21 protein-coding genes and 1 pseudogene are annotated in these 24,407 nt (G+C 62.2%); 5 read left to right on the forward strand and 17 right to left on the reverse strand.

Annotation, left to right across the window (positions count from 1 at the left end; genetic code table 11):
- Positions 1 to 6 precede the first annotated feature (6 nt).
- From ACVWVP_RS12000 to ACVWVP_RS12060, 13 genes and pseudogenes are all read right to left on the reverse strand, one after another.
- Positions 7 to 1,008 carry an HAD family hydrolase gene (locus ACVWVP_RS12000; protein ID WP_457406050.1) on the reverse strand — a complete coding sequence of 334 codons (1,002 nt, stop codon included), beginning with the start codon at positions 1,006 to 1,008 and terminating at the stop codon, positions 7 to 9.
- On the reverse strand, positions 1,005 to 2,054 hold the full coding sequence (locus ACVWVP_RS12005; protein ID WP_457406052.1) for a hypothetical protein: 1,050 nt from the start codon (positions 2,052 to 2,054) through the stop codon (positions 1,005 to 1,007). The genes ACVWVP_RS12000 and ACVWVP_RS12005 overlap by 4 nt, the downstream gene beginning before the upstream one ends.
- Positions 2,051 to 3,517, reverse strand: coding sequence for a VWA domain-containing protein (locus tag ACVWVP_RS12010; RefSeq protein WP_457406054.1), 1,467 nt, complete (start codon positions 3,515 to 3,517; stop codon positions 2,051 to 2,053). Before ACVWVP_RS12010 ends, ACVWVP_RS12005 begins: the two co-directional genes overlap by 4 nt.
- Entirely contained in the window at positions 3,504 to 4,499 is a 996-nt protein-coding gene (locus ACVWVP_RS12015; protein WP_457406057.1) for a VWA domain-containing protein, read from the reverse strand. Before ACVWVP_RS12015 ends, ACVWVP_RS12010 begins: the two co-directional genes overlap by 14 nt.
- The gene (locus ACVWVP_RS12020) at positions 4,486 to 4,950 is read right to left on the reverse strand and encodes a DUF4381 domain-containing protein (protein WP_178925794.1); all 465 of its coding nucleotides are present in this window, start codon (positions 4,948 to 4,950) and stop codon (positions 4,486 to 4,488) included. Before ACVWVP_RS12020 ends, ACVWVP_RS12015 begins: the two co-directional genes overlap by 14 nt.
- On the reverse strand, positions 4,947 to 5,870 hold the full coding sequence (locus ACVWVP_RS12025) for a DUF58 domain-containing protein (protein WP_457406059.1): 924 nt from the start codon (positions 5,868 to 5,870) through the stop codon (positions 4,947 to 4,949). The genes ACVWVP_RS12020 and ACVWVP_RS12025 overlap by 4 nt, the downstream gene beginning before the upstream one ends.
- A complete protein-coding gene (locus tag ACVWVP_RS12030; protein ID WP_457406062.1) occupies positions 5,867 to 6,841 on the reverse strand; it encodes an AAA family ATPase in 975 nt (324 codons plus the stop codon). Before ACVWVP_RS12030 ends, ACVWVP_RS12025 begins: the two co-directional genes overlap by 4 nt.
- A 24-nt stretch (positions 6,842 to 6,865) precedes the next feature.
- Positions 6,866 to 7,393, reverse strand: a complete 528-nt coding sequence (locus ACVWVP_RS12035) for a hypothetical protein (protein WP_457406064.1) — start codon at positions 7,391 to 7,393, stop codon at positions 6,866 to 6,868.
- Positions 7,390 to 8,142, reverse strand: coding sequence for a DUF2092 domain-containing protein (locus tag ACVWVP_RS12040; protein WP_259171410.1), 753 nt, complete (start codon positions 8,140 to 8,142; stop codon positions 7,390 to 7,392). The genes ACVWVP_RS12035 and ACVWVP_RS12040 overlap by 4 nt, the downstream gene beginning before the upstream one ends.
- A 12-nt stretch (positions 8,143 to 8,154) precedes the next feature.
- On the reverse strand, positions 8,155 to 9,207 hold the full coding sequence (locus ACVWVP_RS12045) for a hypothetical protein (protein WP_457406066.1): 1,053 nt from the start codon (positions 9,205 to 9,207) through the stop codon (positions 8,155 to 8,157).
- Between the two features lie 80 nt (positions 9,208 to 9,287).
- Positions 9,288 to 10,688: a DUF1254 domain-containing protein gene (locus tag ACVWVP_RS12050; RefSeq protein WP_457406069.1), complete on the reverse strand. Its 1,401-nt coding sequence runs from the start codon at positions 10,686 to 10,688 to the stop codon at positions 9,288 to 9,290.
- A 63-nt stretch (positions 10,689 to 10,751) separates the two neighbouring features.
- Positions 10,752 to 11,513: pseudogene (locus ACVWVP_RS12055) on the reverse strand (hypothetical protein).
- 222 nt (positions 11,514 to 11,735) lie between these two features.
- Entirely contained in the window at positions 11,736 to 12,101 is a 366-nt protein-coding gene (locus tag ACVWVP_RS12060) for a response regulator (protein ID WP_178921860.1), read from the reverse strand.
- 255 nt (positions 12,102 to 12,356) lie between these two features.
- Here ACVWVP_RS12060 and ACVWVP_RS12065 point away from each other — a divergent pair, with 255 nt between their 5' ends.
- From ACVWVP_RS12065 to ACVWVP_RS12085, 5 genes are all read left to right on the forward strand, one after another.
- On the forward strand, positions 12,357 to 15,860 hold the full coding sequence (locus ACVWVP_RS12065) for a response regulator (RefSeq protein ID WP_457406072.1): 3,504 nt from the start codon (positions 12,357 to 12,359) through the stop codon (positions 15,858 to 15,860).
- Positions 15,861 to 16,691, forward strand: coding sequence for a CheR family methyltransferase (locus ACVWVP_RS12070; RefSeq protein WP_371319340.1), 831 nt, complete (start codon positions 15,861 to 15,863; stop codon positions 16,689 to 16,691). It abuts the gene before it with no gap.
- Positions 16,688 to 17,293, forward strand: a complete 606-nt coding sequence (locus ACVWVP_RS12075; RefSeq protein WP_178921858.1) for a chemotaxis protein CheB — start codon at positions 16,688 to 16,690, stop codon at positions 17,291 to 17,293. Before ACVWVP_RS12070 ends, ACVWVP_RS12075 begins: the two co-directional genes overlap by 4 nt.
- Positions 17,287 to 18,480 carry a hybrid sensor histidine kinase/response regulator gene (locus tag ACVWVP_RS12080; protein ID WP_178921856.1) on the forward strand — a complete coding sequence of 398 codons (1,194 nt, stop codon included), beginning with the start codon at positions 17,287 to 17,289 and terminating at the stop codon, positions 18,478 to 18,480. The genes ACVWVP_RS12075 and ACVWVP_RS12080 overlap by 7 nt, the downstream gene beginning before the upstream one ends.
- Before the next feature lie 79 nt (positions 18,481 to 18,559).
- Positions 18,560 to 18,937: a response regulator gene (locus tag ACVWVP_RS12085; protein ID WP_003217591.1), complete on the forward strand. Its 378-nt coding sequence runs from the start codon at positions 18,560 to 18,562 to the stop codon at positions 18,935 to 18,937.
- A gap of 78 nt (positions 18,938 to 19,015) precedes the next feature.
- On the opposite strand, the gene ACVWVP_RS12090 is transcribed toward ACVWVP_RS12085, so the two are convergent.
- The 4 genes from ACVWVP_RS12090 to ACVWVP_RS12105 all read right to left on the reverse strand — a co-directional run bounded on the left by ACVWVP_RS12090 (position 19,016) and on the right by ACVWVP_RS12105 (position 24,362).
- Positions 19,016 to 20,677 carry an ATP-binding protein gene (locus tag ACVWVP_RS12090; RefSeq protein ID WP_457406351.1) on the reverse strand — a complete coding sequence of 554 codons (1,662 nt, stop codon included), beginning with the start codon at positions 20,675 to 20,677 and terminating at the stop codon, positions 19,016 to 19,018.
- 11 nt (positions 20,678 to 20,688) lie between these two features.
- Complete coding sequence (locus tag ACVWVP_RS12095; RefSeq protein ID WP_259171404.1) at positions 20,689 to 22,188, reverse strand: ATPase domain-containing protein; 1,500 nt, start codon at positions 22,186 to 22,188, stop codon at positions 20,689 to 20,691.
- 145 nt (positions 22,189 to 22,333) lie between these two features.
- On the reverse strand, positions 22,334 to 23,392 hold the full coding sequence (locus tag ACVWVP_RS12100) for a tetratricopeptide repeat protein (RefSeq protein ID WP_178926111.1): 1,059 nt from the start codon (positions 23,390 to 23,392) through the stop codon (positions 22,334 to 22,336).
- A gap of 76 nt (positions 23,393 to 23,468) precedes the next feature.
- On the reverse strand, positions 23,469 to 24,362 hold the full coding sequence (locus ACVWVP_RS12105) for a bestrophin family protein (protein WP_457406077.1): 894 nt from the start codon (positions 24,360 to 24,362) through the stop codon (positions 23,469 to 23,471).
- Positions 24,363 to 24,407 lie beyond the last annotated feature (45 nt).

A 24,407-nucleotide genomic window follows, 5' to 3' on the forward strand; every position in this document is an offset into this window, starting at 1 on the left:
GTTTTCTTATTGCACCTTTGCTTGCACAGCCGGCTCGAAGGGGTAGATACGGCGCCAGTCGCTCGCCATGTCCACCACGATCCAGCCGTTTGCCCTGGCCAAGTCCAACGCCTTGTCGAGGCGCCCCACCTGAGAGTTTCGGTCATAGGCCCACTCGCGCCTGGCGTCGGTGTGGTGCACCAGGCCCATCAAGCGCTTGCCACTGCCAGCGGCGGTCCACTGCAGCATTTGCAGGTCGCCATCGGAGTTGCCGAAGGCCAGCAAGGGCCGGCGGCCGATAATCGCGTCGATGCTTTCCGGCTTGCCCGGGCCATCGTCGTTGTGCGCCAGCTTGGCGGTGCGCAGGATCTGCGGGTTGCCGTCCTTGAGCTGGTACTGGGTGACGAAATTGGTGCCGATCACCTGTTCCGGTGGCACGCCATACACCACCTCGGCAAAGGCGCGCATGAAGGCCGTGTCGCCGCCGGAGACGATGTAGGTCTTGAATTGCTGGCTGCGCAGGTAGTCGAGCATTTCCAGCATCGGCTGGTAGATCATCTGATCGAACGGTTTGCCCGTCTTGGGGTGGCGCGCCTGTTTTAGCCAGGCTTTGGCATTGTCGATGAAGGCTTCGGTGCTGATGCCGGTGTGGGTTGCGCCGATGATCTTCAACAAGCCCTGCATGCCCGTGGCCGCGAGGGCCTGATGGTCGCCTTCGAGCACGGCCTGGAACGGCTGGGTGGTTGCCCACTCGGGGTGCTGGGGCGCCAGGCGCTTGATTTCATCGAAGGCGAACAGCACTTCGAAGTAGGCCGGTTGTTCGGTCCAGAGGGTGCCGTCGTTGTCGAAGACGGCGATGCGCTCGGCGGGTTTGACATAGTCCTTGGAGCCTTCGACGGTGACCGCCTGCACGAAATCGACAATCTGTTTTTTGCTGGGGCCATCGTTCCATGACGGCAGCGGGTCGGCAGCCAGAGCCGGCAGGCTGAGGAGAAGAAGCAGGGGCAGGGCAGAACGCAGCGACGTCATGGGAAGTCCTTTTCGTGACGAGGGTTCAGTGGAACCAAGCGTAGTTGACGACACACCCAGCGCAATGTTGTGCACACGTTTCGCCACAGTGGCGGCAGGCGTGGCCACAGCGCATGCAGCAGGTAACCGGCGAGAATCAGCACGGCCACCGCGGCGATCCAGGCAAACAGGTGCCGCGAAACGTGCCAGCGGCTGTGCTGCCCGAGGGCTTTGAGGTCATCGGCAATGGAGAAGGTGGGCGTGTAGGCGCTGCCCGCCTGGGCCTCGAACGTGAGGGCAGGCAACTGGCTGTTCTGCACGTGCCGGTTGCGGCTGTCCCACCATTTCACGCTGATGGCAGGCAAAGTGAAATGACCCCCTTGCTCGACGCGATACACCAGCCGGTCGATGCGCTGGCCACCAGTAATTGCGCCTCGACCATCGTCCAGGTTGCTGATGCTCGGCGCTTGCGGGTACAACCGCAGGCCCTGGATGGGCGCGGAGGCGGGCGGTGGCAGGGAAAGTCCCGGCGTGTCGTCGGCTTGCAGCGTGAGGGTGCGGGTCAGGCTGTCGCCCACCTTGAGGTCAGTGGCTGACAGCGTCTGGCTCAGGCGCAGGCCACTGGCGACCAGCACCGGCTCCCCGGGGGCAAACCCCGGTGGCTGGGTGGCAGTGAACGACAGCGGCGTGCTCTGGGCATTCAAGGGCGCACTGGCCTGACCCGGCTGGGCGCTGACGGTCAGTGCCGGCACCGTGAATGCCTGGGCGACATTCGGCGTGATGCGGTAGCGGTAGCGCATGCCGTAGAACATCTGCCCGCCAATCTCTTGGGTGGTGTGTTCAGCTTCGCCACCCGGCGCCTGAACCCGTGCACCGGCCAGTTTCAGCACCGGCAGGCTGGCGCCAGAGGTAAACCAGGTATCGGTGAGCACATCCACCTGCACTTGCAGTTGTTCACCCACTACCACCGCAGCGCTGGGCAGCAGGTGTGCCTGGACTTTGAGCTGCGGTTCGGCCGCCCACAACGGCCCGGAAAGCAACAACAACACGCCGCAATAGCGGTTCATCGCTTCGCCTCCTGATCCTGCAGGCTGAATTTACGCCGCAGGAAGTTGGCCGGTGAGGTCGTCAGGTTCTGCAACCACAGGGCATCGCTGTTGGCTTGTTCGGTCTGGATCGCCTTGCTTTGGCCTTTGCCCGGGGCCTTGTCGAACTTGATCTCGTCGGGCTTGACCTCGGGGGTGTTGTTCGCTGCGCTGTCGGTGTCCTTTTTCAGCGCAATGGCCAGGGCCAGGTTGGCGCTGGCCTCGGGAAACGTCGGTTGCAGCTTCAAAGCACGCTGATAGGCCACGATGGCGTCGTCGAATTTGAAGCGGCGCACGTGGATGTTGCCGAGATAGAACGCGGCGTGTGCGGTGTCGAGGGTGTTGAAGGTGGTTTCGGCCAAGGCGTAGTCGGCGGCGTTATAGGCGGCAATGCCTTTCCAGTAGGCGTCTTGAAACAGGGAGGCCGCCTCGGGGTAACGATGATGCTCGAAAGCCCAACGGCCTTGCTGGTCAGGGGTGAGGAACGGGTTGGCATCGGCGTGCAGCGGTTGCAGCAACAGGCCGAGCAGTACCGTCGCCACCCAGTTCAGGCTCCAGCCGCGTCGCACGCTCAGCAGCACCACCAGCAACAGCGGCCAGCACAGCCAGTAACCGGCGTCCTTCCACTGCAACAGGCGCTGTTGCTCATCGGCATTTTGGAAGTGCTGCTGGGCGTGCAGCTCGATCCAGTCCAGGTCGTCGTCATTGAGGGTCAGGCTGCCCAGTGGCGCGTCGGTGGCCGAGGCCAGTTGCTTGAGGGCGGGATTGCTGCCCAGCGCTAGTACCAGCACTTGCAGCGGGCTGTCGGCCAGGTGTTGCTTGAGGCTTGGCAATTGCGTGCTGTCGGCGCCATCGGTGACCAGCAACAACGTGCCAGGCGATTGCGCCAACAACGGCTTGGCCTGGTCGATGACGCCGGCGACGTCCTTGCCGGCTGTACTGATCAAGTCGGTGCCGAGCGCCTGGATAAAGGTGTCGAGCAGCGCCGGGTCATCGGTCGGCGGCAACACCAGATGGGCACTGCCGGCGTACACCAGTAGCGCGGTGCGCGCCCCTTTGCGCCGCTGTACCAGGTCGTGGAGCTTGTGCTTGGCGGCGGTCAGGCGGGTCGGTGGGACGTCGGCGGTGTCCATGGACGGCGACAGGTCCACGGCGATGATCAACGGCGCGCGGTTTTCCAGGAAGTCCGGGCGGTCCTGCTCCCACGTCGGCCCTGCAGCGGAGACTGCGCCGAGCATCAACAGCACGCTCGCCAGGTGCACCGGGCGCAGGCGGTGCGAATCCGTCGGCGTGAGCAACAAATGCGGCAGCAGGTGCGGGGCGATATTGCCACGCAGACGACGTTGCAGGTCGCGGCTGCGTTGCCAGGCCAGTGGCAATAAAGCCCCCAGTAAGGCCAGCAATAACCACGCGGGGCGCAAGAAGTGGAAGTCACTGAAGTCCATCGGCCACCTCTCGTTTGATCCGGTGGGGCCATAACGCCGCCAACAGGTGGTAAAGCGCAAACAGTCCAAGCGCCGCGCACAGCGGCCACCAGAACAGGTCGCGCTTGGGTTGGTGGCTCAAGGTCTTCACTTGATGTGGGGTGATCTGGTCGAGCGTTCTGTACACCTGACTCAGGCTGTCACGGTCTTCGGCGCGGAAGTAACGCCCACCGGTGGCGCTGGCGATGGCTTGCAATGCGCTCAGGTTGACCTTGGCTTCGCCGGTGGCCTGCGGGTCGCCAATGCCGATGGTATGGATGACCACGCCCTTGGCCGCCGCCATGTCGGCGGCATGGTCAGGGGTGATTGCGCTGCTGGTGTCGTTGCCATCGGTGAGCAGAATCAGCACTTTCTCGGGCTCATGGGCCTGGTCCAGCAGCTTGAGCCCCAGGCCGATGGCATCGCCAATGGCGGTGTTCGGCCCGGCCATGCCAATGCCGCTGTCATCCAACAGCAGAGACAGGCTGCTGTGATCGAGGGTCAACGGTGCCTGGGGGTAGGCGCCGCTGCCAAACAGAATCAGGCCGATGCGATCGTCTTTGCGGCGCGCGATAAAGTCATGGACCACCTGTTTGACGGCGGCGAGGCGGTCGATCTTTTGCCCGGTTGCGTCGGTAAAGTCCTGGGTTTCCATAGACTGGGAGATATCGATGGCGAGCATCAGGTCGCGCACCGGCTGCTGGCGTTCAATGGGTTTTTCCACCCACACCGGGCGGGCAACCGCCAGCACCAGCAGTACCCAGACCACCAGGTTGAGCACAAGCTGGCTGCGATTATTCCGCACGCCGCTCGCAGAGGGCGCGCCACCCACGGCCTGGCTCATGCCGGTGAAAAACGGCACCCGCACGGCGCTGCGGGCTTCTAGGTAGGCAGGCAGGTACCGGTACGCCAGCCAGGGCAGCGGCAGCAGTAGCAACAGCCACGGGTTATCAAGCTGCCACATGGTGCTGCTCCACCCAGGCTTTGCACTGGGCCAGTAGTTGCGTGTGTTGGGCGTCGGGCAAGGGCGCGGCGTAGGCCAGGTCAGCCAGTTGCTGGCTCAAGTCTTCGGGGATCGGTGCGCCTGCGTGGCGTTGCAAGAACGCTTGCCAATCAGCGCCCGTCAACGTCGGGATGGATGCGTGTTCCTGCGCCGGGAGTGGCATCGACAGCGCCACACGCTTGAGCAGTTCGGGCAATTCACGCAGGTCGGTCAGCGCGTCCAGGCGTGCCACGGCCTCACGTCGATAAGCATCGCGGCGCCAGTGCAGCCAGTTGCGTACGGCCAGTACCAGCAGGGCCAACACCACCAGGCCAAGGACCACAGCCCACCCCCAGGTTTGCGGCCAGTAACTGACGGGCGCGGGCAAGCCCAACTCCTGCAGTTGTTCGATGCTCGGCACAGGGGCAGTCACCGGCGTCTACCCAGTTCGCTGCGCAGTTGGTCGACCGCGGGCAGGGCGGTGCTGATCATCAGCAAGGGCACCTGGCTGCGACGTAGCAGGGTCGCGATGTCTTTGATCCGGCCACCGAGGAAGTCCCCCAGAGGCTGGCGCACCTGGCGCCTGTTCACGGCCAGCTCCACTTGCAACTGGCCCTGGGTGACCAACAGTTGCCCGCTGTCGGGCACGTTGAGTGCCAGGGGGTCATACACCTGCAACGCCACCACGTCGTTGTGCGCTGAGAGTGCCTGCAGTAATTGCAGGGTGCACGGGCCGGCACCGGCGAAGTCGCTGACCAGGCAGATCAAGTGGTCGTGCCCGGCCACGGCGCGGCACTGCTGCAGCACGCGGTCAAGCTGGCTGTCGCCTTCGTGGTCCGGGCAAGTGGCGTTCAGCTCGCCGTTTTGCTGAGCGATGCGGCTGCACAAGGCTTCAACGCGTTTGCGGCTGCGCAGCGGTGCCACGCTGTCGATGCGTCTGTCATTGAACACCAGGCCGCCGACCCGATCCCCGGCGTTGAACACCATCCACGCGGCGAAGGCGCCCAGTTCGGCGGCAACCGCCGATTTGAAGCTGCGCACCGAACCAAAAAACATCGACATGCGTTGGTCCACCACGATCAAGGCCGGGCGGTCGCGTTCTTCGGTGAAGGTGCGCACCACCGGTTTGCCGGTGCGCAAGGATGCGCGCCAATCCAGGTGACGCAAGTCATCGCCGGGCTGGTAGCGCCGCAGCTCGTCGAAATTCAGCCCACGCCCGCGCAGCCTTGAGGCGTGGTTGCCGGCCAGGACGCTGCCCTGGGGCTGGCGCGCAACAAAACTCAAGTCTCGCGCCTGGAACTGCAAGGCCATCAGCTGCGCCAGGCTGACGTAGACGAACCCGTCGGCGTTCATGCCGGGATCGCCACTGTGCTGAGCAGACGGTCGAGCACCTGGTCGGCCGTCACGCCGTCTGCCACTGCGTCATAGCTTAATTGCAGGCGGTGGCGCAGCACCGGGTGCGCCACCGCACGTACGTTGTCGGGGGTCACGAAGGTTTGGCCTTGCAACCAGGCGTCCGCCCGCGCACAGCGATCCAGCCCGATGCCGCCCCGTGGGCTGGCGCCCAGGCTGATCCAGCGCGCCAGGTCAGGGTCATAGTCGCCGGGGTGGCGCGTGGCGTTGATCAGGTCGATCAGGTAGCGGTCGATGGCCGGCGACACCTGGATGGCGCTGACTTCCTTGCGCGCCGTGAAGATCACGTCCTGGGCAAGAGTAAAGCCCCCGGACGCCTGGGTGGAAGCGGCCTGCTCTTCATCGCGCAACAGTCGCAAGACCTGGCTTTCGTTGTCGGCACTGGGGTAATCCAGCAGCACCTTCATCACGAAACGGTCCATCTGCGCTTCGGGCAGCGGGTAGGTGCCTTCCTGTTCGATGGGGTTTTGCGTGGCCACCACGATAAACAACGCGGGCAGCGGGTGGCTGGCACCGGCGACGGTGATTTGCCGTTCTTCCATGGCCTCCAGCAACGCGGCCTGGACCTTGGCGGGCGCGCGGTTGATCTCATCGGCCAGGATCAAGTTGCCGAACAGCGGGCCGGGCTGGAAGCGAATCTGGTTCTGGCCGTCGACCTGGTGCAGTACTTCTGCGCCAGTGATGTCCGAGGGCAACAAGTCGGGGGTGAACTGGATGCGGCTCATCTTCGCCTCCAGGTGCCGCGCCAGGGCCTTGACCGTGCGTGTCTTGGCCAGGCCCGGCAAGCTTTCCAGCAACAGGTGACCATTGGCCAGGAGACCCAGCAGGATCTGGCGGATCACCTGGTCCTGGCCGAGTACGCTTTCAGCCATGCTGGCCTGCAGGGCATTCACATCGTTGAGTGCTGTCATGCCAATCGTCCTTGAAACAGTGGGTCACCAGGGCGCGGCGACCACGATGTATTGCACGGAGCCGCCGACATACCGCGGCTGGTACCAAGTGGGCCCGCAGTGCTGGTAGGCCACGCCATTGGCGACCACCGACACACATTCAGGCGGCACCGTACTGACCTGGGTGCCGATGGCCAGGATCGTCGCAGTGGTGGCGCCGACCACGGCCGCAGCGGCCCAAGGGTGATACCAGTCATCCGGGTGCGGAGGCGGTGGTGGGGGCGGCGGCGGTGGAGGTGGAGGTGGCATCGGATGCGGGCCTGGTTCCGGGCCAGGGTGAGGCCCGGGGTACGGATGCGGTGGCGGGTAAGAATGGGGCTCCGGGCGTGGCGGCAGCGGCCTCGGCGCCGGCATGGGGTGCGGCACCGGCGGCGGGCGATAGCCACCGCCGCCATGGGGCACCACGAACGTCCGCGCACCACCGCCGCCGCGCACCTGCCAGGCTTGGGCAACCAGCGGGTCGAACAGGGCCAGCAGCAAGCTGGCCGTCAGCACCGTCGCCGTGGCTTTCATGGCTGTTCTCCCTGTGGCTCCAACTGTTGCAGGGGCACCGAACGCGCACCGGCGGGTGGGGTGAACTCGAACTCCCGTGCAGTGGGCGGATGGTTGAGTTGCCATTGGTAGTTGACGGTGTGCCGGGGTTGCTCGGCGGTGTCGCGGCGGCTGATGACCAAACGGCAGGGCAGCGGTTGCGGACCCTGGCGCACCCACAACTGCCAGTCGATCTCCGGCTGGCGATAGGCGTAGTGGGTGCAGACCTTGCCTTCCAGGGTTTCGTCGCCGATCAGCAGCGCGCTGGTAATGCCGACTTCCTTGGCCGTGCCCGGGTGCCAGCGGAACAGGTCCGCCAGGGGCAGCTCGATGCGGTAGCGCTCGCTCAGTTGGTCGAGCAGGCCGCCGATGCTGGCCGGTGCAGCCTGGCTGGCGAAGTAACCGCTGCGGCTGTCGTAGAGGGTGAAGTGCTTACCGTTGTAGAACAGGCTGCGGCGCTTGCCGTCGCTTTCAACCGAGACGTGCAGCTTGTCGGGCTGGCGGGCCAGCAACCGGGTGCGGTGGCTGAACTCGATGACCTGGCCGTTTTCCAGTACCTGGTCGGTGTGGCTGCTGGCGTCGATACGAAACTGTTGCAGGCTGCGCAGGTAGGCGCCCATCTGGTCCAGGGCGGTGAGGGCGCGGGGCTCCATTTCTTCGCCCCAGACGCTGCCGCAAGCAACCAGTAGGCCAAGGATTACGACCCTGCGTGTGCGATGAAAACGCGACATGGCGCACCTCGTTCACAGCATGAAAGTGGGGATCACCGGGATAAACGACACGCGGAAATTCCAGCGGCTGCTGATCAGGTCGTCAGCGTGGATCACCGAGTACTGCACTTCACCGGAAATGCGCACCGGCAACTTGCCGAAATTGACGATGCGTCCGGCGCCGATGCCGATGGGGAAGTTGACCTTGTTGCCACCTTCGGCTTTCCAGTTGACGGTGACATTGGGCGTCATGCCCACCCGCCATTGCCCTGGGCCAGGAATCGCGCGTTGGATGAAGTACTGGATGTTGGTCAGGCTGACGTCCTTGCGTCGCGCATCGCCACCCACGGACCACCAGTGCTGGGGGAACACGCCCAGGGTCCAGTCTTCGCCCAGATAGGCCGCAACAAAGGCGGGGCCGAGTGAGTATTTGCCGGTGCCCAGCACGTCTCTCTCGGCCGTGGGGAACATGGCCGTGGGGCCGAAGCCCCAGACCATCTTGCCGCCGTTGGCAAAGCGCACCGGCTGCTTGGGCGAGAACACGCCCACGTACGCCAGGTCGCCAAAGCCCGAAGTGCGGTCGAACGGGTCGTTCACCACCGAGGGAAAGTCGCGGTCCGTCAGCACGCCGTAGGGGCTCATGCCGATCAGGTCGCCCGCCTTGGAATTGACTGGTGCGCTGACATAGCTCACCGGGAGGCGGTTGATCAAGTTCCAGTCCTCCCCCAGGGAAATGGGAAAGGTCGGCATGAAGCTGTATTTGCCCAGGTGGCGCGTACCGTTGCTATGGGGGCCTTTGAGGGCGCTGTAGTCGAACTGGTTGAACAGCAACACCAGGTTGCCCACCGGGTTGTCCATCAACTTGGCGATCTGTTCGGTGGACGGCTCGCAACCGGCCTTGACCACTTGCTTGAGGTCGATATCGAAGTCTTGCTGGAGGCGATGGCAGGTTTCGGCATCGGCCTTGGGGGGCGGTGTGGGGCTGCCCAGTTGCGGCAGGTTGGCCGCCGACACGCCGCAGCTGGTGAGCAGGCCGAAAACCAGAGGCGTAGCGCAGAACCCTTGCGCACGAGCAGGTGAAATCATGGCGTCATCCATCCTTGTATCGGCCTGATATCAGGGGGTTACATGCCCGGCCTAACCCTGTTGCGGCCGGGCACGCGGCGTTACTTGAGCGGTGTCAACGGCGGCAGTTTCCATTGACCATTACCCACCTCAGGCTTGGGCAGGTAAATCCGCAGTACGGCATAAAACGGGCCGGGAGGTGCCGGCAGCCAGTTGCTCTGTTCGGCTTTCGGCGGCTCATGGTGCTGCAACGCCAGGGTCAGGCCGCCGTCGGCGTCCAGCTTGAGGTTGGGCAGCATCCGCGAATTGATCAGGTAGCGTTTTTTCAGGTTCGGCGCCAGCAGCTTGGTCTTGGCGTCGTACATGGTCAGCGACCAGAAGGCATCGGCTGGCGGCAGTTGGTCCTTGGCGAAATGCACGGTGTAGCTGTGGCGTGCGCCGTTGGCCGGTTTACCTTCGCTGTCGACAAAGTAGGTCATGTAGATCGCTTCGTCGGTGGAATTGCCAAAAATGCCCAGGTCGGCCCCGGCATAGCGGTACAGGTAGTTGTTTTTCAGGCGGTCACGACTGCCGAACAGGTCACCGCTGGACACTTGATGGGTGTCGATTTTGTCTTTCTTGAAGGCCGCAAATTCAGCCCGGGCGTCGGCGATACCGTCTTCCAGGGCCTTGCGTTGCTCAACCGTCAGCTCTTTGACCTTGAATGGCGCGCCCGGGGCGATGCCGATCTTGGCGAAGCGGGCCAGCAGGTCTTTTTCGCTGTCCTGGGGGGCAGCAAACGCCAGCATGAAGTTCAGGTAGCGGAACAGTTGCGGGCCTTCGGTCATGGTGGCCATCGGCTTGGGCCATTCGATCTTCGGCACGGCGGCCGGGGCCGGCTGTTTCACATAGCTGCTCAGCGACTGCACTTTGTAGCCGTTCTGGATCTGCTTGACCTTGTTCAGGTCCTTTTCGTCAAACAATTGCGTGCGGTATAGGGCGTAGGCGATGTTGCTTTCGCTGTAGACCACGCGGTCGACGTCTACCGGCTGCTGACCTTTCCAGTCTGGCCCCGCGATCATGTAGTGACCGCCATTGTTGCCGGTGCTGCGGGTGCCCAGGTAGGCGATGTTCTGGGTGTAGAGGTCGATCAACTGCACCGAGTAGTAACGGTTGTCTTCGATCTTCGGCAGGGTCAGGACCAAGGGTTCCTTGCGCAGGTCCATCCACACGAAGAAGTAGGGCGTGTCCGAGTTCGGAGTGACGAACGCAGTGTCCTTGGGGGTGAACACCTGGGCGGTGTTGCCGATATGGTTGAACGGGGCCTTGAAGTTGGCACCGCCTTTATCAACGGCCTGGGTGTAGAGCGTCTTGTACATCGCCACGACCGGGTAGCCATACAGGTACGCCTCCTTGGCAATGGCCCGGGCTTCGGCGGGGGTGGCCGTGAAGTCGGCCAGGGCGCCGGTACTCATCAGTATCGAGAGGCTCGCCAACAGCAGGCGCGTCGGTTTTCCAATCATGTTGTTGCGTCCTTCCAGAGATCTTTTTAAAGGGCGTGGGATGAAAGCGCCGAGTTTCCAGTTTTATTTGCCGAACGTCACGTTAATCCCTGCGAACAAGGTGAACTGAGGCAGGCCATCGCCTTTGCGTGCCACGGTCCATTGCGGCTCTACATAGGCGTTCACGATGTTGGTGCCGGCTTTCCAGGCTTTGCCCGCGCCAAAACCGACCGGGATGTAGTGGGTGTCGTTCTTCAAATCGAAGGTCTAGGTGCCGGTGGAACGCAGGTACCAGCCCTTCGGCAGGTTATGAATGATAAACGGTTGAAAAGTTGCACTCTCCACGTGCGCTCGGTCACGGTCCCCGGCAAATGAGCTTTGGTATTGCACCAGCGCGCCCAGCAACCCACGGGGTGATGCATCGATGGCAATGGCCGCCAGCCCGGCCTGCCATTTGCCGGTGCCCAGCTCATCGTGCTCAGCCGTGGGCGCGGTGATCTGCGGGCCGATGCCCAACTGCACGCCTTCGGTCTTGAGCAAGAAGATATCGAACAGGTTCAGGTCGCCGATGCCAGTGCTGTAGCCACTGTGCGGGTCGGGTCGCGTGCTGATGGGCAGCGTGGCGCGCAACAGTTGCGGCACACCGATAAAGTCCGAGGGCGCGACCGGCAACGTGCCGCGCAGTAACAGGTCGTTGGTGTGGGCGTTAGTGTCGAAGAGCCTGGGGGTGTAGTAGTCCTGCAGGTTGGCACCTGGGGCGAGGTTGAGGGGGTTGTTGCTCTTGTTCGCCGTTTCGGCGTTGTCGGCCAGGGCGCTGGCGCCGGGCATTGTCAAAACGGCCAGCATCAATGCCGACCTGTAAGGCGACTTGAACATGCGCGCTCCCCCCATACCTGGGCGACTATTCCTTGTGATTAATACCTGTAGGGCATGTCGATTGAAGCTAGCAGCTAAATCCGGACGCGCTAGGCAAAACGGCGAATTCGTGCAGGAGTGAGGGGGCTGTCACAAGGCTGTCACACCCTGCGAAGGGCCGCCCAGGCTGGGCGGCGAGGCGCTGAAGTGGCGTCAGGCGTTGGGCAGCATCGATTTGACTTTGTCGCGCAATTGATCGATCGAGAAGGGTTTACCGATCACCTGCATGCCGGGTGGCACATCGATATTTTCGGCATAACCGCTGGCGAAGAGGATGGGCAGGGCGGGGCGCAGTTCGCGTACTTTGGTCGCCAGTTGCTTGCCGTCCATGTCGGGCAGGCCGACGTCGGTCATCATCAGGTCGATGGCCTGGGCCGAGTCCTGCACGATTGCGAGGGCCTCCTCGGCATCAGCGGCTTCAAGCACCTGAAACTCCAATTCTTCGAGGACATCGACGATCAGCATGCGCACGATGGCGTCGTCTTCGACTACAAGGATGGTGGAATCAGCGGCGGACATAAGTAGGGTTCCCGAGAAGTGGAGGTGCAGGTCTTGATCGGATAAAGACCATCCTCTAATGAGTCATGACAATCTCGGCAAGTTCCCGGCCTGGGGGTGGCATTGTGAAGGCATTCGTAGGGAATGTCTCGCTCGAACCTCCTTTGCTTCGTACGAATCGGTAGGCATTTGCCCCAAGTTGTCGCGTAAACATAGCCCTGGCCATCGACTTTGGGGCAAACTCCCGGTTTTTACACACTTGGCCAAGGCATGCCCATGACTCCTGCGTCGTCCGTCGATGAAAAGAGCTTTCGTAATCTACTGAGCCGAAATGTGGCCTTGCCCCTGGGTGTGGGCGTGCTCAGTGCCGTGTTTTTCGTCTGCCTGATCACCTACTTGTTGACGGTGATCCAGTGGGTGGAGCACACCGACCGGGTGATCAACAACCTCAATGAGTCATCCAAGCTGACGGTGGACCTGGAAACTGGCATGCGCGGCTTCCTGATCACTGGCGACGAGCATTTCCTCGACCCTTACGAAGTGGCCAAGCCACGGATCATTGCCGATCTGCGCAACCTGCAGGAGCTGGTGGCAGACAATCCCCAGCAGGTGGATCGCCTCAAGCGCCTCGAAGCCTTGCAGATCGAGTGGAACAAGTACGCCCAGTCGATGATTGATATGCAGCGCGAAAGCGGTGACTACCGCAGCGCAGTCAAGGCGGGGCGAGGCAAGCGCCTGACCGATGAGATCCGCAAGGAATACGACGATGCGGTGGCGATGGAGCAGCAGTTCCGTATCACCCGTAACGAAGAAGTCACCCGTACCACCATTATCAGTGTCACCCTGTACCTGGCCTTCGTGCTCGGCCTGAGCGGTTTCCTGGCGTATATCGGCCGAAAAAATCTGGTTTCGTTATCAGAGAGTTACAACGCAAACCTCGCGTCACAGCAGAGGATTGCGGGGCGCCTGGAGCAGCAGGCCTGGTTGCGCAACGGCCAGACTGAACTGGCGGAACAGGTGCTGGGCCAACTGACCTTGAACATGCTCGGCCGCAATATCCTGCAGTTTTTTGCCCAATACATGGGCTCGGCCGTGGCGGCGTTGTATGTACGCGAAGAGCATGGCGGCCTGCGCCGCGTGGCCACTTATGGCTTCTCTCGTGAGCAGGAGCAACTGGAGCAGTCGATCTACAGCGATGAAGGCATCGTCGGCCAGGCCGCGCAGTTGGATCGCCTGATCCGCCTCGACGACGTGCCGGTGGACTACTTCAAGGTCAGCTCCGGCCTCGGTGAAGGTTCGACCCGCAGCGTGCTGGTGATGCCCACCAGTGACGATGATCGCGTCAACGGCGTGATCGAGCTGGGCTTCCTGCGCCCGGTGCAGGAGCGTGACGTGGAACTGCTGGAGCTGATCGCCGGCAACATCGGCACCTCCATCGAGGCCGCCCGCTATCGCCAGCGCCTGCAGGAAGTGCTGGCCGAGACCCAGCAGCTCAACGAAGAGCTGCAAGTGCAGCAGGAAGAGCTCAAGACCGCCAACGAAGAGCTGGAAGAACAGTCGCGCATCCTCAAGGAATCCCAGGCTCACCTGGAAACCCAGCAGGCGGAACTGGAGCAGACCAATGAGCAGTTGGCCGAGCAGACCCAGACCCTGGCCGAACAGCGCGACGCCATGGACCGCAAGAACATCGAGCTCAACAGGGCCCAGATGGAGCTGGAAGACCGCGCCGACGAACTGCAGCGTTCCAGCAAGTACAAGTCCGAATTCCTCGCCAACATGTCCCACGAGTTGCGCACACCGCTGAACAGCTCGCTGATCCTGGCCAAGTTGCTGGCCGAGAACCCCCAGGAAAACCTCAGTGCCGAGCAGGTCAAGTTTGCCGAGTCGATCTATTCGGCCGGCAACGACCTGCTGAACCTGATCAACGACATCCTGGATATTTCCAAGGTGGAAGCCGGCAAGCTCGAAATGCGTCCGGAGAACTCCAGCGTCGCGCGCCTGGTGGACGGCCTGCGTGGCCTGTTCGAGCCGCTGGCGGCCGATCGCAAGCTGGGCTTCCAGCTGCAGGTTCAGGCTGACGCGCCGGCGATGCTGTTCACCGACCGCCAGCGCCTGGAACAGATCCTCAAGAACCTGCTGTCCAACGCGATCAAGTTCACCGAGCAGGGCGAGGTGAGCCTGTCGGTGTCCCGTGCGCCGGGGGAGGGCATTGCCTTTACCGTGCGCGATTCCGGTATCGGTATTGCGCCGGACCAGCAGGAAAGCATCTTCGAAGCCTTCCGCCAGGCCGACGGCACCACCAACCGCCGTTACGGCGGCACCGGCCTGGGCCTGTCGATCTCCCGCGACCTGGCCACCTTGCTCGGTGGCTATATCAGCGTGACCAGCGAGCCGGGCAAGGGCAGCGTGTTTACCCTGGTCATGCCCGAGCAGTATGTGGAACGTGAAGCGGATGCGCCGGCCATTGAGCAACCGCGCCAGGTGGTGGCAGCGCCCGCGCCGACGCCGACGCCGATCAAGGTGTCGCCGTTGCTGGTGGCTGACGCAGCCGCCATCCCGCGCTTTGCCGATGACCGCGACAAGGCACCGTTCACCAACCGTTGCATCCTGGTGGTGGAAGACGAGCCCAACTTTGCGCGCATCCTGTTCGACCTGGCCCACGAGCTGGGCTATCACTGCCTGGTGGCCCACGGTGCCGATGAAGGCTACAGCCTGGCCGAAGAGTTCATCCCGGATGCGATCCTGCTGGACATGCGCCTGCCGGACCACTCCGGCCTGACTGTGCTGCAACGCCTCAAGGAACACGCCGATACCCGGCACATCCCGGTGCACGTGATTTCCGTGGAAGACCGCGTCGAGGCCGCCATGCACATGGGCGCCGTGGGTTATGCGGTCAAGCCCACCACCCGCGAAGAACTCAAGGACGTGTTCGCCCGACTGGAAGCCAAGCTGACCCAGAAGGTCAAGCGCGTGCTGCTGGTAGAGGACGATGACCTGCAGCGTGACAGCATTGCTCGCCTGATCGGTGACGATGACATCGAAATCACCGACGTTGGTTACGCCCAGGCCGCACTCGACCTGCTGCGTACCAACGTCTACGACTGCATGATCATCGACCTGAAACTGCCGGACATGCTCGGCAACGAGCTGCTCAAGCGCATGGCCACCGAGGACATCTGCTCGTTCCCACCGGTGATCGTCTACACCGGGCGCAACCTGACCCGGGATGAAGAGGCCGAGCTGCGCAAGTATTCGCGTTCGATCATCATCAAGGGCGCGCGCTCGCCGGAACGCCTGTTGGACGAAGTGACACTCTTTCTGCACAAAGTCGAATCCCAGCTGTCCCATGACCGCCAGAAGATGCTCAAGACCGCGCGCAGCCGCGACAAGGTCTTCGAGGGGCGCAAAATCCTGCTGGTGGACGACGATGTGCGCAATATCTTCGCCCTGACCAGCGCCCTGGAGCACAAAGGCGCCGTGGTGGTGATCGGGCGTAACGGCCGTGAAGCCATCGACAAACTCAATGAAGTCGACGATATCGACCTGGTGTTGATGGACGTGATGATGCCGGAAATGGACGGATACGAGGCCACCGCCTTGATTCGCCAGGACCCGCGCTGGAAAAAGCTGCCGATCATCGCGGTGACGGCCAAGGCCATGAAAGACGATCAGGAGCGCTGCCTGGCAGCCGGCTCCAACGATTACCTGGCCAAGCCGATTGATCTGGACCGTCTGTTCTCACTGATTCGCGTGTGGCTACCCAAGATGGAACGGATTTAAGTGGAGCGAAGTTTTTTGGACAAAAGCAGCGATATTGAGCTGCGCCTGTTGATCGAGGCGATTTACCTCAAGTACAGCTACGATTTTCGCGACTACTCCGGCGCGTCGGTCAAGCGCCGCGTGGCGCATGCCCTGCGCCAGTTCGACTGCGCGACGATTTCGGCGCTGCAGGAGCGGGTGCTGCATGACCCGGCGGCGTTCATGCAACTGCTGCAGTTCCTGACCATTCCGGTGAGCGAGATGTTTCGCGACCCGTCGCACTTCCTGGCGATCCGCCAGGAGGTGGTGCCGCTGCTCAAGACGTACCCGTCGATCAAGATCTGGATCGCCGGCTGCAGCACCGGTGAAGAGGTGTACTCCATGGCCATCCTGCTGCGTGAGGAAGGGCTGCTGGAGCGCACGATCATCTACGCCACGGACATCAACCCGGCATCGCTGGACAAGGCCAAGCAGGGGATCTTCTCCTTGGAGAACGTACGCGCCTACACCGCCAACTACCAGCAGGCCGGTGGCCAACGTTCATTTGCCGACTACTACACCGCGGCATACGATTACGCGATCTTCGACAAGACCTTGCGCGAGAACGTGACCTTCGCCGATCACAGCCTGGCGACCGACAGCGTATTCTCAGAAACGCAATTAATTTCGTGTCGTAACGTATTGATTTATTTCAATAAAAAATTGCAAGATCGGGCGTTTGGATTGTTTCATGAGTCGCTGTGCCATCGTGGTTTCCTGGTGCTGGGCAGCAAGGAAACCCTGGATTTCTCGGCTTTCGGCAAACAATTCGAACCCTTGGTCAAGCAGGAACGGATCTACCGAAAACTATGAACCCAGTGGCGGCAGGCCCGGCACGTGTCCCGGGGATAGAGGCGATTGTGATCGGCGCATCCGCAGGCGGCGTCGAAGCCTTGTTGACGGTGTTCGGTGAGCTGCCCAGCGGTTTCGGCCTGCCGATCATCACCGTGCTGCACTTGCCAGACGAGCGCCGCAGCCAACTGGCCGAGGTGTTCGACCGCCGTGTGGCGATGCCGGTGGTCGAGGCGCGTGACAAGGAGGCGATCCGGCCCGGCACCTTGTATTTTGCCGGCCCTGGGTATCATCTATCGGTAGAGCATGACCACAGCCTGTCCTTGAGCCAGGAAGACCGGGTGCACCATTCGCGGCCGGCCATCGATTACCTGTTCGAGTCCGCCGCCGACACCTATGGCCCAGGCCTGATGGCCATCCTGCTGACCGGCGCCAACCACGACGGCGCCCGTGGCCTGGCCCACGTCAAGCAGCAGGGCGGAACCACCGTGGTGCAAGACCCTGCCGAAGCGCGTGTGGCCGTGATGCCCCGGGCGGCCCTGGCACTGCATACACCTGACCACATTCTTTCTTTGAGCCGCATTGGCTCATTGCTGGCTTCCCTGGAATATTCCCCATGTTAAGTACTGTCCAGGCCAAACTGCTGATCGTTGACGATCTGCCGGAAAACCTGCTCGCCCTCGAAGCGCTGATCAAGCGCGAGGACCGCCAGGTGTTCAAGGCATTGAGCGCCGACGAGGCCTTGTCACTGTTGCTGGAGCACGAGTTCGCCATGGCGATTCTAGACGTGCAGATGCCCGGCATGAACGGTTTCGAGCTGGCCGAACTGATGCGCGGCACCGAAAAGACCAAGAACATCCCGATCGTGTTCGTCAGCGCCGCTGGCCGCGAACTCAACTACGCGTTCAAGGGTTACGAAAGCGGCGCCGTGGACTTTCTGCACAAGCCGTTGGACATCCACGCGGTCAAAAGCAAGGTCAACGTATTCGTCGACCTGTACCGCCAGAGCAAGGCCATGAAGCAACAGGTCGAAGCCCTGGAGCGCAGCCGGCGCGAACAGGAACTGCTGCTGACACGCCTGCAGGCCACCCAGGCCGAGCTGGAGCAGGCAGTGCGCATGCGTGATGACTTCATGTCGATCGTCGCCCATGAGGTGCGCACGCCTCTCAATGGCCTGATCCTCGAAACCCAGCTGCGCAAGATGCACCTGGCCCGGGACAACGCCGCCGCGTTCACCCTGGACAAGATGCACGCCATGGTCGATCGCGATGAACGGCAGATCCAGAGCCTGATCCGCCTGATCGAAGACATGCTCGACGTGTCGCGCATCCGTACCGGCAAGCTGTCGATCCGGCCTGCACGGTTTGACCTGGCGCAGTTGGTGCACAACCTGGTGGAAAACTTCGCGCCGCAGGTGGCCGCTGCTGGCTCGACCATGCAACTGGTGGTCGAAGGGCCTGTGGAAGGCAACTGGGATGAGTTCCGCATCGAGCAAGTGATCACCAACCTGCTGACCAACGCCTTGCGCTACGGGGCCAAGAGCCCGGTAGATGTGCGGGTGTACACCGAACACGGTGAGGCACGGGTGGAAGTGCGTGACCGGGGTATTGGTATCAGCGAAGAGAACCAGAAGCGCATTTTTCAGCAGTTCGAGCGGGTGTCGGCCAGCCACGTCGCGGCCGGGTTGGGCCTGGGGCTGTTTATTTCCGAGCAGATCGTCGCGGCCCATGGCGGCACTATCGAAGTCGAAAGCCAGATAGGCGAGGGCGCCCTGTTTCGGGTGTGCCTGCCCCTTGAAGCGTCGGTATGAAATCAATCGTCAGCTTGACGCAACCTTCTGCGTGACCCCATGGTCGTAATTGCAGCAATTGACCGGATTAAGGCTTCCCATGAGTGAAGATGCACAAGATGTCGTTCTCATCGTCGAGGACGACGAATCCATTATGTTTGTGCTGGGTGAATACCTGGCGGGCCTGGGCTATCGGGTATTGAAGGCGATCGATGGCGAACAGGCCTTCGAGATTCTGGCCACCAAGCCGCACCTGGACCTGATGGTCACCGATTACCGCTTGCCTGGCGGCATTTCCGGGGTACAGATCGCCGAGCCTGCAATCAAGCTGCGCCCGGAATTGAAAGTCATCTTTATCAGTGGGTACCCGCAGGAAATCCTCGACTGCAACAGCCCGATCACGCGCAATGCACCGATCCTGGCCAAGCCGTTTGACCTTGATACCCTTCAGGAACACATCCAGCGGCTGTTGGCGTAGTAGCGAGCGCGCGGTGCGGTGGTGTGTCAGCTATCTATGAGGAGGCTGACACTGCGCGGCGCGGGGCAAGCCCGCTCACTACAGGCTTTTGATCATTTCGCGGACTTTGGCGGTCAGCAGGTCGAAGGTGAAGGGCTTGGTGATCAACTGCATCCCCGGGTCCAGAAAGCCGCCGCGTACCGCTGCATGTTCGGCGTATCCGGTGATGAACAGTACTTTGAGCTCCGGGCGGATCTGCCGGCCGATTTCCGCCAGTTGCCGACCGTTCATGCCGGGCAACCCGACATCGCTGATCAACAGGTCGATACGCTGGTCCGACTCGATGATCGGCACCGCTGTATCGGCGTCGCCCGCTTCGACAAAGCCGTAACCCAGCTCCTTGAGCACGGCGCTGACCAAGACGCGCACCGCCGGGTCGTCCTCGACAATCAGCACGGTTTCGCCGGCATTGGCGAATGGCAACAGCGCCGGGTTGGCTGCCTCTACCTGCGCGATTTCGCCTAAAAAGCGCGGCAGAAACAGACTCACCGTCGTGCCTTTACCGACTTCACTGTGAATCGTCACATGCCCATGGGATTGGCGGGCAAAACCGTAAATCATCGATAGACCCAGGCCGGTACCCTGGCCGATCGGCTTGGTGGTAAAAAACGGGTCGAACACACGGCTCAACAGGGTTTGCGGAATGCCGCAACCGGTGTCGCTGACGCTCAGCTCCACGTAATCACCGGGTTTCAACGTGCCATAAGCGGCGGTAAACACGCTGTCGAGGTGGCGGTTGGTGGTTTCAACCACCAACTGGCCGCCGTTGGGCATGGCGTCGCGGGCATTGATCACCAGGTTGAGCAGGGCGCTTTCCAGTTGGTTGGGGTCCGCTTCGGCGGTCCACAGCTCGTGGGTCAGGCGCATGTCCAGGGCGATGCTTTCGTTGATGCTGCGCTGCAGCAGCTCGCCCATGGAGCTGACCAATTGGTTGATCTCCACGGGCTTGGAGTCCAGCGATTGACGACGGGAGAACGCCAGCAGGCGGTGGGTGAGGCCGGCGGCGCGGTTGGCCGAGGTGACGCCCAGGTCGATCAGGCTGTCGAGGTCGTCCAGCTTGCCCCGTGCCACGCGACGTCGCAGCAGCTCCAGGCTGCCAATGATGCCGGTGAGCATGTTGTTGAAGTCATGGGCGATACCCCCGGTCAACTGGCCGACCGCTTCCATTTTCTGCGACTGGCGCAGTGCATCCTCGTTGTAGCGCAACTGGGCGGTACGCTCTTCCACCTGCTGCTCCAAGGTTTCCAGGGTGCTTTGCAGGCGCCGTTCGCTTTCGCTCAGGTCGATCAGACGGTCCCGCGCGTCATATTGCCGGCGTCTGCCGCGCAGGGCGGCGCTGACCATACTGATCAGGGTAACGGGGTGAAACGGCCGCTCCAGGAAGGTGACGTTGCCCAGCAGGCCGCTCAGGTGTGACGAGCCGTTCTGCTCGCTGCCGCCGTGATGGGTCATCAGCACGATCGGCAGGTCGGACCAGGCCGGCTGCTGGTGCAGGTACTCCAGCAGCGGGTCCAGCTCAACGCCGCGCAAGGCTTCGGCCGCGATCACCAGCAAGCCGGCACCTTGCTCCAGCGCGTCGCACAGGTGGGCCAGGTTGTTGGCAACGATGCCGCTGTAGCCGGCTTCGTTGAGCATCATCAACGCCAGGCTGCTGTCGCGCCCCAAGGGCGCAAGAATAATCGCGCGCTCGGAGACCAGCATAGGTTCGGCCACTAGCCCTCATCCTTGAGCAGAGGCGAACCGGCACCGAGGTAGGTGGGGATGCCGCGCAGCACACCCTGGAAGTTGTCCAGGGGTTCGCCCACGGTCATGCCGCGGCTGCCGATACGGTATTCTCGGATGGTCGATTCATGGGAGCCGGTGCGTTTCTTGATGATCGAGATCGCGCGACGCACCTTGCCCAGCGCTTCGAAGTACCGCAGCAGAATCACCGTGTCGGCCAGGTAGGTGATGTCCACCGGCGCCTGCATGTCGCCGACCAGGCCATGCTGGGCCACGGTCATGAAGGTCGCGGCGCCGCGACGGTTGAGGTACAGCAGCAACTCGTGCATGTGCAGGATCAGCGCGTTCTCTTCTGGCATCGCGGCCTGGTAGCCGTTGACGCTGTCGATCACTACCGTCTTGATGCCGCGCTCATCCACGCAGCGCCGCACGCGGTGGGAGAACTCGCCGGGTGACAGCTCGGCGGCGTCCACCTGTTCGATCAGCAGGTTGCCGGTGGCTTGCAGCGCCTCAAGGTCGATGCCCATGTTTTTCATGCGCTCGAACAGCAGGCCCAGCTCTTCATCAAAGATGAAAAGCGCGGCTTTCTCGCCACGGGCTACGGCGGCGGCGGCGAAAATCATCGAAATCAGCGATTTGCCCGTACCCGCCGGGCCGAGAATCAGGCTGCTGGAACCGGTCTCGATGCCGCCACCGAGCAACGAATCCAGCTCTTTGATGCCGCTGCTCAACGTTTGGCGGTTATAGCCACCCCGGTGCTCGGCCGCGACCAGTCGGGGGAATACGTGTACACCGTCTTGCATGATGGTGAAGTCATGGAAGCCACCCCGGTATTTCTGGCCGCGGTACTTCACCACCCGCACCCGACGGCGTTCGGCGCCGTAGTTGGGGGTCAGTTCTTCCAGGCGAATCACCCCGTGGGCCACGCTGTGCACGGTCTTGTCGAGGGATTCGGTGGTGAGGTCGTCCAGCAGCAACACGGTGGCGTCGTAGCGCACGAAGTAATGTTTGATAGCCAGGATCTGCCGGCGATAGCGCAGCGAGCTCTGGGCCAGCAGGCGAATCTCGGACAGGCTGTCGACCACGACACGGGTCGGCTTGACCCGTTCCACCACTTCGAAGATCTGCCGGGTCGCTTCGCCCAGTTCCAGGTCCGAGGAGTACAGCAGGCTCTGCTGATGCTCGGCGTTAAGCAGGCTCTCGGGCGGGGTCAGTTCGAAGATATGAATATTATCGTCCAAGTCCCAACCATGGGACTTGGCACCTTGGCGCAGTTCACGCTCGGTCTCCGACAGGGTGATGTACAGCGAACGCTCGCCGTTGTTTGCACCGGCCTGCAGGAAATGCAGGGCCACGGTGGTCTTGCCGGTGCCCGGCTCACCCTCCAGCAAGAACAGATGGCTACGCGATAGCCCCCCGGAAAGAATGTCATCAAGACCTTCGATGCCGGTGGCCGCCTTTTCACTGAACAGCGTATTGGATGTAGACAAGAAGTGCCCTCAGGTCACGTACAAGTAGAGGGGCGCGCCACCTGGGGGCGCGCCATATTCACTTGACCGTAGTGGCTCGTGGCGGTTCAACGTTTGATGATATTTGTACAGCGGACGCGTTGATTTACAAGTTTTTGTAGCGCAGCTACAGGCCTTGCTGAAGCGCCGGATCGTCCGGGTTCTGTTGTTCAAGCTGGGCCAGCAACACTTGCACATTCTGCAACTGGCCGGTTTCTTTCCAATAGTTGATCAGCAACACCCGAGCTTTGCGATTGGCGGGATGGCGCTGCACGATTTCTTCCAACTGGCGCTGGGCGGCTTCCAATTCTTCCTGGGCATGCAACGTGGTCGCGAGGTCGTAACGGTAATCCTGATTGTCCGGCTCCAGTTCCACCGCCTTGGACAGGCCGAGCAGGGCATACGGGCGCTCGCCATGGTGCAGCAACCACATGCCCAGGGCGTGTTGCAGGTAGGCCGACTCCGGGTGGGCCGCCAATTGGCGCGCCAGCAGTTGGCGCGATTCGTCGGTCTTGCCTTGCTTGTCCAGCAGCTCGATCTGCGCAACCACGGCCTGCAGGTTGTCCGGCTGCAAGCGCATGGCCTGCTCCAGGGCGTTTTGCGCATCTGGCAACAAGGCGCTGTGGATGTACAGGCGCGCCAGTTGAATCCAGCCTTCGGCGGTTTCGGGCTGGCCCTTGAGTTTTTTCACGAATTCATCGAGCACTTGCTGCAACGGGCCAAAGTACAAGCCCAAGGTATCCGGCGACAGGCCCAGCAATGCATTGGCGGCGGCAAAGCGCACGTCTTGTTCAGGGTCGTCCAATACCGGGCCGAGCAGCAAGGTGCGCTGGCCGGTGGGCACCAGGCCGACAATGCTGTGGATCGCCGCTTCGCGGACCAGTGGCGCATCATTGGCCAGGTCTTTATCCGCCAGTTTCAGGGCCTGGGGGCTTGGGTAGTTGGGCAATTCTGCGTGCAATGCAGCACGTCGCTCGGGCGAAAGATCAGGGCGGCCCAACTGCTGGTACAGAACGCGCGCGGCCCCCGGCTCGCCGTTATGGGCCTGGCGCAGCGCCTTGGCGTAACCATGGGCAATCGCCGGCGGCACGGTCACTTGAGTGGAACGGGAGAAAAACCAGGTGATGAGCACAATAGACAACAGGGCGCACAGGCCGATGAGGGCGTAACGGCGTGACTTTGACATGCAGGCGTCCAAAAGCTGGGGCAGCTATCGCAAAGCCACCAGCTTCGGTCAGACCACGGCGAGTGTCAAACCTGTATCAGGTGAGCACGTACTCCACGGGCTCCAGGGGCGGCGACAGGTCGGTTTCGCCCAAGGCGGCGCGGACCTCACGCTCCAACGTGCGCAGGATGGCGTTGCACGGCAGGTCGTTTTCGTCGAAACCGAAGGGGTCTTCCAGGTCGTCGCCAATCTCATCCAGACCAAAGAACGTGTAGCTGACAATGGCGGTGAACACCGGCGTCAACCAGCCCAGCGGCTCGGCCATGGCAAACGGCAGCAAGATGCAGAACAGGTAGATGGTGCGGTGCAGCAACAAGGTGTAGGGGAAGGGCAGCGGCGTGTGCTTGATCCGCTCGCACGAGGCCTGCACCTGGCTGAGGCTGACCAGCCGGGTTTCCAGTTGGGTGTAACGCCACTCGCTGATCACGCCTTGCTCAGTCAGCGCAGAAAACCGTGCGCCGAGTCGTTGCAGGACTTGATCTGGCAGGTTCGGATGCCCTTGATCGACCGAGGCCCAAGGGGCGATTGCGCGAGTTTCATCCTCCAGGCGCAAGCGCGCGATCAGCCCATGGGCAAACCCGCACAGCCCGCGCAAAAGGCCAGCACGCTCCGGCGTATCGCCCAGTACCTGGGTTTCGCGGATCAACGAGCGCACATCAATGATCATTTGCCCCAGCTGCTTGCGCCCCTCCCACCAGCGGTCGTAGCAGGCGTTGTTGCGAAAACTCATGAAGATCGACAGCGACAGGCCCAGTAAGGTGAACGGCGTGGCGTTGACCTTGGAAAAATAGGCCGGGTGCCAGGTTTCTACCAACACGATCACTGAAGCCAGCAAGGTCACCAGCAAGCTGCGCAGGGCAATGCGCTTGGCAATCGAGCCTTTGAGGGAGAACAGGATACCCAAGAGGTTGGGTTTGGGGCGGACGATCATCGGGCGGGGCTTCTTATGTGGCGCAGGCCCTCAGGTTAGAAGCTG

It is taken from the genome of Pseudomonas sp. TE24901, from assembly GCF_054058375.1.

Excerpts from the sequence above, each read along its gene's own strand:
- ACVWVP_RS12005 (WP_457406052.1), bottom strand. The coding sequence starts at position 2,054 with ATGAACCGCTATTGCGGCGTGTTGTTGTTGCTTTCCGGGCCGTTGTGG.
- ACVWVP_RS12045 (WP_457406066.1), bottom strand. The coding sequence starts at position 9,207 with ATGATTTCACCTGCTCGTGCGCAAGGGTTCTGCGCTACGCCTCTGGTT.
- ACVWVP_RS12075 (WP_178921858.1), top strand. The coding sequence starts at position 16,688 with ATGAACCCAGTGGCGGCAGGCCCGGCACGTGTCCCGGGGATAGAGGCG.
- ACVWVP_RS12080 (WP_178921856.1), top strand. The coding sequence starts at position 17,287 with ATGTTAAGTACTGTCCAGGCCAAACTGCTGATCGTTGACGATCTGCCG.
- ACVWVP_RS12100 (WP_178926111.1), bottom strand. The coding sequence starts at position 23,392 with ATGTCAAAGTCACGCCGTTACGCCCTCATCGGCCTGTGCGCCCTGTTG.
- ACVWVP_RS12025 (WP_457406059.1), bottom strand. The coding sequence starts at position 5,870 with ATGAACGCCGACGGGTTCGTCTACGTCAGCCTGGCGCAGCTGATGGCC.
- ACVWVP_RS12065 (WP_457406072.1), top strand. The coding sequence starts at position 12,357 with ATGACTCCTGCGTCGTCCGTCGATGAAAAGAGCTTTCGTAATCTACTG.
- ACVWVP_RS12030 (WP_457406062.1), bottom strand. The coding sequence starts at position 6,841 with ATGACAGCACTCAACGATGTGAATGCCCTGCAGGCCAGCATGGCTGAA.
- ACVWVP_RS12040 (WP_259171410.1), bottom strand. The coding sequence starts at position 8,142 with ATGTCGCGTTTTCATCGCACACGCAGGGTCGTAATCCTTGGCCTACTG.
- ACVWVP_RS12015 (WP_457406057.1), bottom strand. The coding sequence starts at position 4,499 with ATGTGGCAGCTTGATAACCCGTGGCTGTTGCTACTGCTGCCGCTGCCC.
- ACVWVP_RS12090 (WP_457406351.1), bottom strand. The coding sequence starts at position 20,677 with ATGCTGGTCTCCGAGCGCGCGATTATTCTTGCGCCCTTGGGGCGCGAC.
- ACVWVP_RS12000 (WP_457406050.1), bottom strand. The coding sequence starts at position 1,008 with ATGACGTCGCTGCGTTCTGCCCTGCCCCTGCTTCTTCTCCTCAGCCTG.
- ACVWVP_RS12085 (WP_003217591.1), top strand. The coding sequence starts at position 18,560 with ATGAGTGAAGATGCACAAGATGTCGTTCTCATCGTCGAGGACGACGAA.
- ACVWVP_RS12060 (WP_178921860.1), bottom strand. The coding sequence starts at position 12,101 with ATGTCCGCCGCTGATTCCACCATCCTTGTAGTCGAAGACGACGCCATC.
- ACVWVP_RS12035 (WP_457406064.1), bottom strand. The coding sequence starts at position 7,393 with ATGAAAGCCACGGCGACGGTGCTGACGGCCAGCTTGCTGCTGGCCCTG.
- ACVWVP_RS12010 (WP_457406054.1), bottom strand. The coding sequence starts at position 3,517 with ATGGACTTCAGTGACTTCCACTTCTTGCGCCCCGCGTGGTTATTGCTG.
- ACVWVP_RS12105 (WP_457406077.1), bottom strand. The coding sequence starts at position 24,362 with ATGATCGTCCGCCCCAAACCCAACCTCTTGGGTATCCTGTTCTCCCTC.
- ACVWVP_RS12050 (WP_457406069.1), bottom strand. The coding sequence starts at position 10,688 with ATGATTGGAAAACCGACGCGCCTGCTGTTGGCGAGCCTCTCGATACTG.